The sequence below is a fragment of the Maribacter aestuarii genome (assembly GCF_027474845.2).
Taxonomy (GTDB): Bacteria; Bacteroidota; Bacteroidia; order Flavobacteriales; family Flavobacteriaceae; genus Maribacter; species Maribacter aestuarii.
The window spans coordinates 3,538,770-3,552,058 of the sequence record NZ_CP107031.2 but is presented as its reverse complement, the minus strand read 5'-3'; the positions used below and the strand labels follow the sequence as shown (position 1 = coordinate 3,552,058).

Genomic DNA, 13,289 nt, shown 5'->3' with positions numbered 1-13,289 from the left:
GTGTCCATGTTGAATAAAATTTTGGCGTTCATAATAAGCCCTATCTACTTAAAAGACCAAAATAAGGATTTCAAGTATCGCTCCTCCTTAGTATTTAAACTGGTAGTGTACTCCGTTGTTATCAACGTTGTACTGGGGCTGTTGATAGGAACCTTAGAGTCCGTATTTGGAATGGATTTGGGAAAGCATGCTATTGATGATTTCTTTAAAAGGTATTCCCTTATTTTCATATTTTTTGCCGCCGTAATCATAGCTCCGGTTGTTGAAGAACTAATATTCAGAGGGCCTATGGTATGGTTCAAGAATAAACCTTATTTTCCTCTCATCTTTTACATTTTGACGTTAGTTTTTGGTTTCTACCACATTACCAATTTCGAAATAACGTTTACCATCATTGTATTGTCCCCAATATTGGTCGCTCCCCAAATAATAGTAGGCAGTTTATTGGGTTATGTTAGAGTGAAATTTGGACTACTTTGGGCCATCGCTTTTCATGCCAGTTATAACCTTATTCTTTTAGGACCGTTGATTCTAGTAAAAATGTTGAAAATTCCATTGGAATGACACGAACAGAATTAAAGGATTTTTTAGAGGCAAAGGTTATTACTTATAACAATCCGAGGTTTATAGAATCTGACCCCTTACAAATTCCCCATCTTTTCTCTAAAAAAGAAGATATAGAAATCAGTGCTTTTCTCACGGCGACCATAGCTTGGGGTAACAGAAAAAGCATCATTAACAATGCAAAAAAGTTAATGAACTTATTCGATAATGCTCCGTACGATTTCGTAATTAATCATACAGAAAGCGATTTAGAAAATTTACATGGCTTTGTTCATAGGACCTTTAATCATGAAGATTTGTCCTATTTTATTCGCAGCCTTCAAAACATCTATCAGAACCACAATGGGTTAGAGTCCATCTTTACAAAACATCAGGAAGCGCAAACCCTTCAGCCGGCCATATCTGAGTTTAAACACATATTTTTTGAGTTGGACCATCAAAAAAGAACCACTAAACATATTTCAGACCCCCTCAAGGGTTCTGCCGCCAAGCGTATCAATATGTTTTTGAGATGGATGGTACGTGAGAATAACAACAATGTAGATTTTGGTCTATGGAAAGGTATAAGTGCTTCTAAACTTTCCTGCCCCTTGGATGTGCATTCCGGTAATGTGGCCCGAAAATTGAAATTGCTCAAACGGAGTCAAAATGACTCAAAGGCATTAGCAGAACTGGATAAAAATTTACGCAAACTAGACGCTAAAGACCCTGTAAAATATGATTTCGCGTTGTTCGGTTTAGGGGTCTTTGAAAAGTTTTAGAAAAGACTTCTATTACATAAAAATGGAAATTTAGGTAACTATTCCCATGGTGCCCAAATCCAAAATCTGCTTTGCACCGTCTTTTTTTATCGACTTATAGATAGCCTCTACAATAATCATATCCCTTTTCCCCATTGCTCCAGGGGCTACGTTAGTTGATCCGGTTAAGATATGTTTAGCAAAGTCATCCATTTGCAATGCCTGCTGACTTCGGTGTGGAAAACTTATGACATTACCTTTGGATGTTCTTCCACTAATCGGCCCATAACTATGGGCGGGATCAAGTTCAAACCAACCATCGCTACAATGAACTTTAAGCCTGTTGCCGTTAGCGTTGTGGGATGTGAACATGTGCCCAGCAGCACCATTAGGAAATTCAAATTGAGCGGTAATGGTTTCATCGGTATCCTTAAAATATTCAGGCCTTGTGCTAAACTCTTGCGCACTAACCGAAATAGGATTCGAGCCGGTACCATAAATAGAAGTTTGTATGGAATAAACTCCCATGTTGACCAAGGCTCCTCCCCCAGATAAGTCTTGATTTAATCGCCATTGATTTGGATTACCCCTAGATATATATCCGGCATCCGAAGAAACAAACAACGGTTCTCCAAAAGTTTTTTCCCTTATGTGCTTTTTGACTTCATTAGTGTAAGGGTCGGACTGCATACGATAGCCTACACTTAATTTTACCTTTGCTTTCTCGCATGCATCAATAATTGCGTCACATTCCGCAACGCTTACCGCCATGGGCTTCTCACATATAACGTGCTTCCCTGCCTTTGCAGCTCTTATACTAAAATCTGAATGCATACTGTTAGGTAGAACAACATAAACAATATCAATATCATCATTATCGGCTATGGTATCAAAATTTTCGTAGTTGTAGATATTACGCTCCGGTATGCTATACTTTTCTTTCCAAATCTTTTCTTTTTCCTTAGTTCCGGTTACAATACCGGCCAAATAACAATGTTCCGTGTCCATAAGCGCAGGGGCTAACTGATATGTGCTGTAACTACCCAAACCCACTAATGCAATTCCTAGTTTTTTTTCTAGACCAGTTGCGCTTCCCGTTTTTGCAAAGGCAATAGGCCCGATTAAACCTGAACCAATTAGTCCTTTGGATAACAGCTGATTAAAATCCCTTCTTTTCATATTTCTAATGATTCCCGATAATTTCTGTTTAATTTAAATAAAAAAACCACTATTAAATATTAATAGTGGTTTTAAATAATAAATTTATTCTTTTATGACTTCGGCATCACAACGGAATCAATCGCATGAATAATACCATTGGCCGCCATAACATCGGCCAATATTACAGTCGCAGTTCCTCCATTTGCGTCGGTTAATAAAACACTGCCGTCGCGCAATGAAAGCGTAAGTTTTCCACCATTTACTGTTTCTACTTCAAATGTTCCATCATTCCCTTGTATAGCTTCAATTACGGAAGCTGCATTATAAGAACCGGATACCACATGATATGTTAATATTCCTCCAAGCTTCTCCTTGTTTTCTGGTTCCAACAAGGTATTAACTGTCCCTTCTGGTAATTTACCAAAGGCGTCATTAGTCGGGGCAAATACCGTAAATGGTCCTTCTCCGTTCAAGGTCTCTACTAATCCGGCAGCATCAACAGCGGTAACCAATGTTGTAAATCTTTCGTCTCCAGAAGCTACGCTAACAATTGTTGGCATTTCCATTACTTCATCCACAACTTCTTCCATTTGCTCCTCTGCAGATTCCATTGCTTCTTTACTTTCTTTTTTAGTTTCTCCACAACTCATAACCATTGTGGCAATAAATAATACTGATAGTGTTTTTAAGTTTTTCATGTTTACTTCTTTTGTTTATGCCAAATTAATTTAATTTTTATGAAATCTTCTTAATTTTTGTTTAAAATATTATATAAAATATTAAACAATATATAAATAGTGATGTTTTATTCCTTAAGAGTCGAACAAATAGAACAAAAGACTTCTTCTAAATATTAGTTTGATTGATAAAATAATTATTTTCGTCTAAACCGAACAAATAGTATAGTAATGAACAGATACGCAATTTGTCTTTTTTTATGGCTTCCCTTAAATTTATTGGCTCAGGAACGTAAGCTCCCAATTGATACCGTAATTACCACTCAACATAGTGTTACCATAAATGGTAATGCCATGAATTACACAGCACAAACGGGAACGCAACCTGTTTGGGATGACATGGGACAACCCATTGCTTCTCTTCATTATACCTACTATACCAGAAACAACGTAAAAGACAGGGCGTCTCGCCCACTATTGATATCATTTAACGGCGGTCCAGGTTCCGGGTCCGTATGGATGCATTTGGCTTATACCGGTCCCAGGGTCTTAAAAATAGATGATGAAGGCTATCCTATTCAACCCTATGGAGTAAAAGAGAATCCCTTTTCAGTTTTGGATGTCACGGACATTGTATATGTGAATCCGGCTAACACCGGATATTCCAGAACAATTCCAGAGTCTGGAAAGGAGGTTGACCGTGAAAAGTTCTTCGGTATCAATGCGGATATTAAGTATTTGGCCGAATGGCTGAACACTTTTGTCACACGGAATAATAGATGGCGCTCGCCAAAGTATATCATCGGAGAGAGCTATGGAGGTACAAGGGTAATGGGTCTATCATTAGCTTTACAGAATCAACAATGGATGTATCTGAATGGTGTAATCATGGTTTCCCCGGCCGACTATAAGGTTATTAGGGTTGGAGGACCCGTTTCCGAAGCGCTTCGCCTACCCTATTATACCGCCGCTGCTTGGCACCATAAAGCGCTACCGGCCGAGCTTCAGAATAAGGACTTACTGGAAGTGCTTCCTGAATCCGAAGAGTACACGATAAATACGCTTATTCCTGCCATAGCTAAAGGTGGTTTTATTTCAGACGCTGAGAGACAGGCTGCAGCTAAAAAGATGGCCTACTATTCGGGTCTTAAGGAAAAAGACATTCTAGACCAGAATCTTTCTGTTCCTACTTCCTTTTTCTGGAAAAACCTTTTAAAGGAAAAAGGTGGGTACACCATAGGTAGATTGGATTCCAGATATCTGGGTATTGATAAACAACTTTTTGGAGAGCGACCAGATTACAATTCGGAGATAACTTCATGGCTCCACAGTTTTACACCTGCAATCAATTATTACCTTCAGGAAGAATTAAACTTTAAAACAGACATCAAATATAACATGTTCGGGCCTGTTCGCCCTTGGAATAATGATGATGATAACACAAGGGATGATTTAAGGCAGGCCATGGCTCAAAACCCTTACTTGAACGTTATGGTGCAATCTGGGTATTATGATGGTGCCACTACCTATTTTAATGCCAAGTACACCATGTGGCAGATAGACCCCAGTGGAAGAATGAAGGATAGGTTCAGCTTTAAGGGATACCGTTCTGGCCATATGATGTATTTGAGACGCGACGATCTCAAAAATGCCAATGATGATATTCGGGATTTTATAGCTAGAACGTCGACCAACGGAAAGAGTGCTAAATACTAATTATATATGCCTGTTAATTAGTTGTGGTTTGACAAAAACAGTGCTTTTAATGCTAAATATGCTAGATGGAAATTAAATCTTTTTTGAAGACCCTATCGATAATGCATTTGTCATTAGTAATTGGGCTTGTAATTTTCACGCTTATTGCAATAGCACAAGGCAAAGGTTTCAATACTAATACCAATCAGTCCAACACGCTCCTCTACCTTGTTCCAATTTTGGCATTAATAGGTTATTTTGGGAGTAAATATTTGTTTAAAAAGATGTTGTCAGATGTAAAGGAAAGTGATGCTCTTGTAGAAAAGCTGAAGAAATTTCAATCTGCCTCCCATGTGAAGTATGCGCTTATTGAAGCGCCTGCCTTCTTTGCCCTTTATGTTTATTACGACTCGGGGAATGCCCTTCCATTGGTCATTGCCATTTGTTTATTAGCCTATCTTTTTGTGCAAAAACCGAATAAGGAGGCTATAAAAAGGGAGCTACCTTTATCGAGAGCCGAACAGGAGCAATTATAACTTAAAAAAATATGAGAACTAGAATCTTATTGTTTATGGGAATTGTTTCAGCTTTATTTGGGATGCAAAAAGGTCAAGCACAGGACTGGGCCAATCTAGGACAGTTTCAAGAAGCCAACAGCCAAATCGAAGACCCAGCTCCTAATGAAGACCGGGTTGTTTTTATGGGTAATTCCATTACTATTGGATGGCTAAATTCGCGTCCCGATTTTTTTAAAGACAAGCCTTATATCAATAGAGGAATTAGCGGACAAACCACACCACAGATGCTTATAAGGTTTCGCCAAGACGTAGTAGACCTGAAACCAAAAGTAGTTGTGATTCTTGCGGGCACTAACGATATTGCGGGCAACACAGGTCCGTCTACATTGGAGATGATTGCCGATAACATTAAAGGCATGGCCGAAATTGCCCATGCAAACGGAATTAAGGTAATTATATCATCTACCCTGCCGGCTTATGATTATCCTTGGAAACCAGGTTTGGAACCTGCCGATAAAATCGTTTCACTGAATAAAATGCTAAAGGATTATGCCGAGTCCAAAGGTCACATTTATTTGGATTATTTCTCGGCCATGGCAGATGAGAGAAACGGGCTACCTAAAAAATATGCAGCAGATGAAGTACACCCCACTGTGAAAGGTTATAAGGTCATGGAACCTTTAGTGGAAGAAGCAATCAATAAAGCACTAAGTCAATAAAATTATTAATCCTGCCCTTATGAAAAATTTTACCAAGCAATGGGATACTATCATCATAGCTTCCGGTGCGGGTAGATTAGCAGCTGCAATTTGCCTGTCTTGAGCAGGTCAAAAGGTTATGTTTACGGCACCGAAAAAAGCTTAAAGCATATTGGTCCTTTCGCCTTTAAGACCCAGAGCGAGATAGAAAGCCTTTACTTATGTGGGGCCAGTATTTTTCCCATGGTGTTGCAGGGGCCAGCCACTCCAGTGTCGATACTACATCAAGGATATTAGGTTGCCACCAAGATGAACTAAAAGAACCAAGACCGGATTAGGAATTGTTAATTCTAAAGACCGAAGACAATCCAAACACTTACCCCTATTGGATTGAGAAAAAAATACAGCTGCTTAAAAATCGTGCGGTGACCAAGGTTTCCCAAGAATCACTTTAATATTTATTCAAAAAGCAAGGGGAAAAATTTTCCTTCCATTTTTTTACCTTTTGGAATAGGCGGAACTCCTTTTAATAGTTCATCGTCCGTATTGCTTATGGTTCCGTCCGCGAACACGTTCAATACAAAGGCCCTTCTAGGCTTGTCGGATTTATTCTCATACGATCCGTGCACCAATAAGGGATGATGAAACGTAGCATAGCCTTTTTTTAATTCAATGGGGACGGGCGTGAACTTCTCCTTTTGCTCATCCGTCAAATAATCCATAATCCCGTTCATATTCCCTGCCAGTTCAGGAGCATTAAGAAGGCCCCATTTATGACTTTTTGGTATGTAATGCAGGCAACCATTTTCTTGGTTGGCATCATCCAAACCTGTCCAACAAGTCAAATGCTGCATAGCTACGGTTCTAGTCCAGTATGAATAATCTTGATGCCATGCCACTACCCCACCATGTTTTGCAGGTTTATAAAATAGTTGGTCATGCCAAAAACGTACAGGTTTATTTTCCAAAAGTTGATGGGCAGCCATAATAAAGGCTGGATTCCAAAGAATATCATGAAACGCTTCGGTTATTCTCCAATGCCCTAAAGAGTGGAACAGAATAGCATCCGAATCACTAGATTCATTACTGTGAAATTCATAGAATAGATGATGGGCAGGATGATGAGGGTCTATAATTTCCTCCATTTCTCGTTTTAATTGTTCAATTTGAGTTTCATCCAACATTTTTATGCCACTTACATACCCGTTCTCATGAAAATGTTGCACCTGCTCCTGCGTAAGCCTATAAGGTTCCCACTCATCTTTCGTTTTAGGTAACTTAAAAAGGTCGGAGACCGGGCCATGGTATTCCGCTAAATCTTTTACCAACATAATTTCAATTTAAGTACTCAATTTTGTTTTAGTTTGAGCGCAGATTCTTTTCAACCGCTATCCTCGATGTGACTTTTTCGATTTTTTAATTCTCATCGAACTCAATTTTTCTGTGTTTGACCAAGCTATTCTCCAAAAATTCAAAATTTACAAATGAATACAATTAGTTTTAAGCTTTAATAAGGGCCAATAGAAGATGATTCTTTGACTAGAGTTCTCCTTATTCCCTCCTTAAAGATAATTGAATCCAGTAAATATTGTTTCACAAAATTATGACACTGTGTATTTTGCCTGCCTAAATTGAAAATATAGAAATAATGCAATCCTTTGTATATTCACTACATTAAAAATCATTTTTATGAAATCCTTAGTATCCCTTTTATTTTTAATACTGTTCCTCTCTTGTAATTCAGGCAACGATGAAATTAGTGATAGGGAAGAAATCACATCAATACTATTAAAGCAACAAGAAGCCTGGTCCAATTATAATCTTGAGGGATTTATGGAGGGTTATTGGCGTTCCGATTCCTTAAAATTTTACAGCGGAGGTAATCTGAATAAAGGATGGCAAAATACTTTGGATAATTATAAGCTCAGATACCCTACAAAGGCACAATCCGGCAAGCTAGAGTTTAAAATAGCGGATATAGCGCAAATTAATGAAAGTGCATACTGGGTAATGGGAGAGTACCACCTTACCCGTGAAATCGGAGATGCAAAAGGTACTTTTCTAATTATTTTTAAAAGGATTAACGGCAAATGGAAGATTGTGGCCGATTCTTCCTGTTGATACTGAAAGCTAGGTTAGTTTTGTTTATTTTTGGAAAATTTTGATTACTAAATACGATGAAAAAGACACTAATTATTATCATTGGGCTGGCATGGGCTTGTAATTCCTCCCAAAAAACAGTATCCAGCCCAGAAGTACAAGAAAAAGCGCCTGAAATTACATCAGAAACCTACGCGCAAACCATTACCGAAGATGAACTGAAAGAACACTTATACATCTATGCTTCAGATGATTTTGAAGGAAGGGAAACCGGTGAGCCCGGTCAAAAGAAGGCAGTAGAATATTTAAAATCGGAATACCAAAAATTAGATGTCCCTGCGGCAAAGTCGGACAATGATTATTTTCAGATTGTTCCTCTAGAGATTAGTAAGTTGCCTGTTGGGAAACTTACAGTAGATAATAAGGATTTTTTGATTGGGGAACACGTTTTGACTTTTAATTCTGCAAATTCCATTTTTAATGAAGTTGTGTACGTCGGTTACGGCATAGAGGAAGATGAATATTCTGACTATGAGGGAATGGATTTAAAAGACAAGCTAATTTTAGTAAAATCTGGAGAGCCTAAAAATACTGATGGAACATACAAACTGTCCGGAACTGATGAAGCCTCTATATGGAGTAATATGTCGGAGTCCTTAAGTAAACGCATACAGCTAGCAGTAGATAAAGGTGCCAAAGGAATTTTGTACTATGACCCAGAGAATTTTAGCCGCTTCAAAAGAAGGTTTGATTACATGAGGACCAATGACAGCGGTCGAATGAGTTTAAAAAATGACAAGGATGGTGACTTTTCCAGTATTTTTATTGATGAGGCTATGGCCGAAGCCATTTTCCCCAATGTTAATGATGATAGTGAAAAAAAAGTTATCGAAACGGAAATAGCACTAGACTTTCAAAGTTCAAATGATGCCGTGGAATCAGAAAATGTTGTAGCAATTATTAGAGGTTCCGAAAAACCAAACGAGTATTTGGTTATTTCCTCCCATTTGGACCACATTGGAGTGTCGGCAAGTGGCGAAATAAACAACGGAGCGGATGACGACGGATCAGGAACGGTTGCATTGTTGGAAATCGCGGAAGCTTTTAAAAAGGCGGTAGAAGACGGAAATGGTCCGAAGCGTTCCATCGTTTTTCTTCATGTAACCGGAGAAGAAAAAGGACTTTTAGGTTCACAATATTATACGGATGTTGAGCCTCTTTTCCCTTTGGACCAAACCATTGCCAACCTTAATATCGATATGATCGGTAGAATAGACCCGAAACGTGAAGGCGACAGAAATTATATTTATTTAATCGGGTCGGATAAGTTAAGTACAGAACTGCACGAGTTATCCGAAGACGTAAATAAAGAATACACCAATCTGGAATTGGATTATACGTACAATGATGAGAACGACCCCAATCGTTTTTACTATAGAAGTGATCACTACAATTTTGCAAAAAACAACATCCCCATAATTTTTTATTTTAATGGTACACACGACGATTATCACAGACCTGGGGATACCCCGGATAAAATTAACTATGACCTATTAGAAAATAGGGCACGTTTAATATTTTACACCGCTTGGGAAATTGCCAACAAAGAACAGCGAATTATAGCTGACAAAGCTGCAAAGTAGACTACTGTCAAACAATTAAATAAAAGCCTTTCTACTTCGGGAGGCTTTTTTTATTGATTACAAAGAAATTATTAATAAGTGATAATTAAAAAGTCCCGGATAAAAATCCAGGACTTTTCGCTTTAATCGCTATATGGGTGGAAGACCGGGTTCGAACCGGCGACCCTCGGTACCACAAACCGATGCTCTAACCAGCTGAGCTACAACCACCATTTTAGAAGCGATGGCAAAGGTAATTTTTTTCAGAGTTCCTAGCAAGTAATATTTTTGAATTGGATAAAATATTTGGATATAATTGAATTTTAATTTTTAGCTAAATTAGGACATTCAACGGCATTTCATTTAACAAATGAGTTATGTGTTTGAGTTTAACTTTTTGTATAGAAATGCTTAAAAAGAATAATGGCTCCTTGTTGCCAATAAAAGTTCCGATGATAAGAGGATTATAGTGATAATTTCCTTTCCTACAAGAGAGAATATCTTATAACGGGGGACATTTTTCATTTACATTTGCTAATTGGGTAATAATCTACTTCAATACTTCCTTAAAAATCGATGAAATGCACGATTAGCTAGACAAAACACACAAAAAAGTGAGTTTCACAACAATAATTATTGAACAATGGAGCAGTTACGTTACTTTTAATATTTATAATAGATCAGTAAGAAATGTTCGTGAGTTCAATTTTATTATCAAAAAAGAGATTTGCACGAAATAAGCTATTCACATTTGTTCTTGGTCTAGTTTTTACAAATACCATTTTATATTCCCAACTGGACATTCGTGATAGTCTTCTAAATGAAATTAATATACATAGAGCACAAAATCACTTTAATGAGCAGGATACACTGCATATAAAAAATTTACTAGAACTCGCAACAGAACTTCGGTATTACAATTTAGACAGCCTTTTTCTTTTATCGAAGAATGCCTTGGATTTAAGCCAGAAGTCAGACTACACAAAAGGAAAAACAAAAGCATTTTCTACGTTAGGCCTCTACTATTCGGATAAAGGCAAACATACCCTTGCCATTGAAAAATTTCAATTAGCTATGCAATTAGCGGCACAGACGGAAGACTCCAAACTTTTGTTGAAAGCCAAGGGTGATCTTGCTAGAGAATACGAATATTTAGGCGACTATTCCAAAGCCTTGCAGCAATATTTAGAAACAGTGGAGCTCGCACAGAAAGCTGACGAAAAAGACATACTTTCCGTAGTTAACGAAAATATTGCCAATCTGTACATATCACTCAAAGATTATGACCAAGCAATGGTTTTCTATAAAAAGGTAAAGGCAATTAATAAAGAAATTGGCAACCCTGTATTTATGGCAGAAACTATGAGTAATATGGCTTCGGCCTTTGCGGATATGGGCGAACTGGACCATGCCATGTATAATGCCAATAGCTGTATCAAAATATTTGAAGAAAAAAAATTATTGATTGGCTGGCCTACGCGTATCAAATAAAGGGTAAAGTATATTTAAAGAGAGAGAAGTATAACTGGGCTATGTATTGGTATAACCAAAGTCGCCTATTATATAATGGTTTAAATGACAAAAGATCCGAGATAACATTACTCAATGGAATGGCGGAAGCTTCATTGGGACTTAAAAAGGATAGTATTGCCGAAGTTTATGCGCTAGAGGCATACGATTATGCCTTAAAGATAAAAGATAAACCTGGCATACAGGAATCTTCAAAAATTCTTCATTCATCAAACAAGGCTAAGGGTAATTTTGAAACTGCTTTAATGTATCACGAACGTTATCAAGAAGTTACAAACGAACTATCAAAAAATGAGAATGAAAAAGGTCTTACCATGTTAAAGACCAAAATACAATATGACCAACAAAAAAAACAATTGATCTTAGAGAATGAAAAGGCTCTGGCAAAACAAAAAGTTTACATTTACATAGCACTTTTTATTTTGCTAATATTCTTAGGAATAACAATGCTTATTAGAAAAAATGCTGAAATTCAGAAAAAATTAAATGTAGAATTAATATCCAAAACAAAGGATCTTGAGAAAAAAGAAGAGCATTTAAAAGATGTAAACCATACCAAGGATAAACTTTTCTCGATTATTGGACACGATTTACGTGGACCTATTGGAGCTTTTCAAGGGCTTATTAAACTTTTTAAGGAGGGTGAAATGTCTAAAGACGAATTCTTGAGTTTCGTCCCTAAGTTAAAAACAGATATAGATCATATATCATTTACGTTGAACAACCTATTGTCTTGGGGTCAAACTCAAATGAACGGTTCTAGTACCAAACCCTGCATCACTCCTTTAGAGAATATTGTTGAAGAAAACATAGCACTATTGTCCGAAATAGCATCGAACAAATCAATAAAACTGATAAACAGAGTAGAACCAAATACATTGACTTGGTCAGATTCAGATCAGTTAGACATTATTATAAGAAATTTAATTAGTAATGCCTTAAAGTTTACTCCAGAAAAAGGAATGGTTACCATCGGTGCAACTGAAAAACTGAATCAATGGGAAATTTACGTTAGGGACAATGGTATTGGTATGGATGAGGAGACGATGGGTAAAATATTCAGTAAAAACTCTTCGCATACAACCTACGGCACTAATGATGAAAAAGGTACCGGATTAGGACTAGCGCTATGTAAAGAAATGGTTGAAAAAAATAATGGGATTATTTGGGTGAATAGTGCCCAGAACAAGGGCTCCAGCTTTTACTTTACCATCCCAAAGGCTAAAAAAAGTACAAGAAAAGTGCTTAAATCAAAGCGTCTAGGGAATCAATGGCCAACAGCCGTTCCGCTGTAAAACCTTCGGCATAGTCTTGACCGATTAACCTTCCTAAATCTCGTGCTCTGTAATGTACACTGTCTATAAACGTTTTACTACTTATAGGAGTTTCCGGCTCATCGCTATCGGGATCATGGAATTGGGAAGCATAAGCTTCTATGGCATCTGTTTTCTTTGAAATAAAACCACTAATGTCAACAACAAAATCAGGTTTAATATTTTTCCATTGTATGTAGTGGTACACCACTTTGGGTCGCCATGCCTCCTGATCTTCACCATCAAGTTGGGTCTCAATTTTAATTAAACCACTTAAAAAGCATGAATTACTAACCAGTTCACTACCTCTTGCGTGGTCTATATGTCTGTCCTCTATGGTATTGCACAACACAACGTTTGGCCTGTACTTGCGCAGTATCTTTATGATTTCCATTTGATGATGCTCGTCGTTTCTAAAAAAGCCATCCCTGAATTTCAAGTTTTCCCGCACTATCACTCCCAATACTTTTGCTGCTGCGGCAGCTTCCTTATCTCTAATCTCAGCAGAACCTCTAGTTCCTAGCTCGCCACGGGTAAGGTCTATAATCCCTACCTTTTTACCCCTTGATACTTCTTTCGCAATCGTGCCTCCGGCTCCAAGTTCGGCATCATCTGGATGAGCCCCAAATACTAGTATATCTAATTTCATTGATTTATGTGGTTGATTTTGT

General features: G+C 37.6%; 14 protein-coding genes and 1 tRNA gene. 10 read left to right on the top strand and 5 right to left on the bottom strand.

The window, feature by feature from the left end; translation table 11 throughout:
- The first annotated feature begins 6 nt into the window (after positions 1–6).
- Positions 7–564, top strand: a complete 558-nt coding sequence (locus N8A89_RS16125) for a CPBP family intramembrane glutamic endopeptidase (protein WP_281543145.1) — start codon at positions 7–9, stop codon at positions 562–564.
- A complete protein-coding gene (locus N8A89_RS16120) occupies positions 561–1,325 on the top strand; it encodes a TIGR02757 family protein (protein WP_281543144.1) in 765 nt (254 codons plus the stop codon). Before N8A89_RS16125 ends, N8A89_RS16120 begins: the two co-directional genes overlap by 4 nt.
- Before the next feature lie 30 nt (positions 1,326–1,355).
- Here N8A89_RS16120 and N8A89_RS16115 read toward each other — a convergent pair whose 3' ends face one another.
- The gene (locus tag N8A89_RS16115; protein WP_289644611.1) at positions 1,356–2,483 is read right to left on the bottom strand and encodes a Gfo/Idh/MocA family protein; all 1,128 of its coding nucleotides are present in this window, start codon (positions 2,481–2,483) and stop codon (positions 1,356–1,358) included.
- 92 nt (positions 2,484–2,575) lie between these two features.
- Complete coding sequence (locus tag N8A89_RS16110) at positions 2,576–3,163, bottom strand: fasciclin domain-containing protein (protein ID WP_281543141.1); 588 nt, start codon at positions 3,161–3,163, stop codon at positions 2,576–2,578.
- Positions 3,164–3,373: 210 nt separating this feature from the next.
- On the opposite strand from N8A89_RS16110, the gene N8A89_RS16105 reads away from it, so the two are divergent.
- The 4 genes from N8A89_RS16105 to N8A89_RS16090 all read left to right on the top strand — a co-directional run bounded on the left by N8A89_RS16105 (position 3,374) and on the right by N8A89_RS16090 (position 6,350).
- Entirely contained in the window at positions 3,374–4,858 is a 1,485-nt protein-coding gene (locus N8A89_RS16105; RefSeq protein ID WP_281543140.1) for a S10 family peptidase, read from the top strand.
- 65 nt (positions 4,859–4,923) lie between these two features.
- Positions 4,924–5,373, top strand: a complete 450-nt coding sequence (locus tag N8A89_RS16100) for a hypothetical protein (RefSeq protein WP_281543139.1) — start codon at positions 4,924–4,926, stop codon at positions 5,371–5,373.
- Positions 5,374–5,384: 11 nt separating this feature from the next.
- Entirely contained in the window at positions 5,385–6,074 is a 690-nt protein-coding gene (locus N8A89_RS16095) for an SGNH/GDSL hydrolase family protein (RefSeq protein ID WP_281543138.1), read from the top strand.
- A gap of 99 nt (positions 6,075–6,173) precedes the next feature.
- On the top strand, positions 6,174–6,350 hold the full coding sequence (locus tag N8A89_RS16090) for a hypothetical protein (protein WP_281543137.1): 177 nt from the start codon (positions 6,174–6,176) through the stop codon (positions 6,348–6,350).
- A gap of 161 nt (positions 6,351–6,511) precedes the next feature.
- Here the strand turns inward: N8A89_RS16090 and N8A89_RS16085 are convergent, their stop codons facing one another.
- Positions 6,512–7,384: a phytanoyl-CoA dioxygenase family protein gene (locus tag N8A89_RS16085; protein WP_281543136.1), complete on the bottom strand. Its 873-nt coding sequence runs from the start codon at positions 7,382–7,384 to the stop codon at positions 6,512–6,514.
- Positions 7,385–7,742: 358 nt separating this feature from the next.
- Here N8A89_RS16085 and N8A89_RS16080 point away from each other — a divergent pair, with 358 nt between their 5' ends.
- Together N8A89_RS16080 and N8A89_RS16075 are read left to right on the top strand one after the other, a co-directional pair.
- Positions 7,743–8,174, top strand: coding sequence for a YybH family protein (locus tag N8A89_RS16080; RefSeq protein WP_281543135.1), 432 nt, complete (start codon positions 7,743–7,745; stop codon positions 8,172–8,174).
- A gap of 56 nt (positions 8,175–8,230) precedes the next feature.
- Entirely contained in the window at positions 8,231–9,796 is a 1,566-nt protein-coding gene (locus N8A89_RS16075) for a M28 family metallopeptidase (protein WP_289644610.1), read from the top strand.
- Positions 9,797–9,931: 135 nt separating this feature from the next.
- Here N8A89_RS16075 and N8A89_RS16070 read toward each other — a convergent pair.
- Positions 9,932–10,007 (bottom strand) — tRNA-His (locus N8A89_RS16070).
- Positions 10,008–10,471: 464 nt separating this feature from the next.
- Here N8A89_RS16070 and N8A89_RS16065 point away from each other — a divergent pair.
- Both N8A89_RS16065 and N8A89_RS16060 read left to right on the top strand, forming a co-directional pair.
- Positions 10,472–11,266, top strand: coding sequence for a tetratricopeptide repeat protein (locus N8A89_RS16065; protein ID WP_289644609.1), 795 nt, complete (start codon positions 10,472–10,474; stop codon positions 11,264–11,266).
- A gap of 119 nt (positions 11,267–11,385) precedes the next feature.
- Positions 11,386–12,600 (top strand): sensor histidine kinase, encoded by a 1,215-nt coding sequence (locus N8A89_RS16060; RefSeq protein WP_289644608.1) that lies wholly within the window; start codon positions 11,386–11,388, stop codon positions 12,598–12,600.
- On the opposite strand, the gene bshB1 is transcribed toward N8A89_RS16060, so the two are convergent.
- On the bottom strand, positions 12,551–13,267 hold the full coding sequence (bshB1, locus tag N8A89_RS16055; RefSeq protein WP_281543132.1) for a bacillithiol biosynthesis deacetylase BshB1: 717 nt from the start codon (positions 13,265–13,267) through the stop codon (positions 12,551–12,553). The genes N8A89_RS16060 and bshB1 overlap by 50 nt on opposite strands.
- Positions 13,268–13,289 lie beyond the last annotated feature (22 nt).

Bases quoted from the DNA above. Each gene is read 5' to 3' on its own strand.
- N8A89_RS16125 (WP_281543145.1), top strand. From the start codon at position 7: ATGTTGAATAAAATTTTGGCGTTCATAATAAGCCCTATCTACTTAAAA.
- N8A89_RS16120 (WP_281543144.1), top strand. From the start codon at position 561: ATGACACGAACAGAATTAAAGGATTTTTTAGAGGCAAAGGTTATTACT.
- N8A89_RS16115 (WP_289644611.1), bottom strand. From the start codon at position 2,483: ATGAAAAGAAGGGATTTTAATCAGCTGTTATCCAAAGGACTAATTGGT.
- N8A89_RS16110 (WP_281543141.1), bottom strand. From the start codon at position 3,163: ATGAAAAACTTAAAAACACTATCAGTATTATTTATTGCCACAATGGTT.
- N8A89_RS16105 (WP_281543140.1), top strand. From the start codon at position 3,374: ATGAACAGATACGCAATTTGTCTTTTTTTATGGCTTCCCTTAAATTTA.
- N8A89_RS16100 (WP_281543139.1), top strand. From the start codon at position 4,924: ATGGAAATTAAATCTTTTTTGAAGACCCTATCGATAATGCATTTGTCA.
- N8A89_RS16095 (WP_281543138.1), top strand. From the start codon at position 5,385: ATGAGAACTAGAATCTTATTGTTTATGGGAATTGTTTCAGCTTTATTT.
- N8A89_RS16085 (WP_281543136.1), bottom strand. From the start codon at position 7,384: ATGTTGGTAAAAGATTTAGCGGAATACCATGGCCCGGTCTCCGACCTT.
- N8A89_RS16080 (WP_281543135.1), top strand. From the start codon at position 7,743: ATGAAATCCTTAGTATCCCTTTTATTTTTAATACTGTTCCTCTCTTGT.
- N8A89_RS16075 (WP_289644610.1), top strand. From the start codon at position 8,231: ATGAAAAAGACACTAATTATTATCATTGGGCTGGCATGGGCTTGTAAT.
- N8A89_RS16060 (WP_289644608.1), top strand. From the start codon at position 11,386: ATGGCGGAAGCTTCATTGGGACTTAAAAAGGATAGTATTGCCGAAGTT.
- bshB1 (WP_281543132.1), bottom strand. From the start codon at position 13,267: ATGAAATTAGATATACTAGTATTTGGGGCTCATCCAGATGATGCCGAA.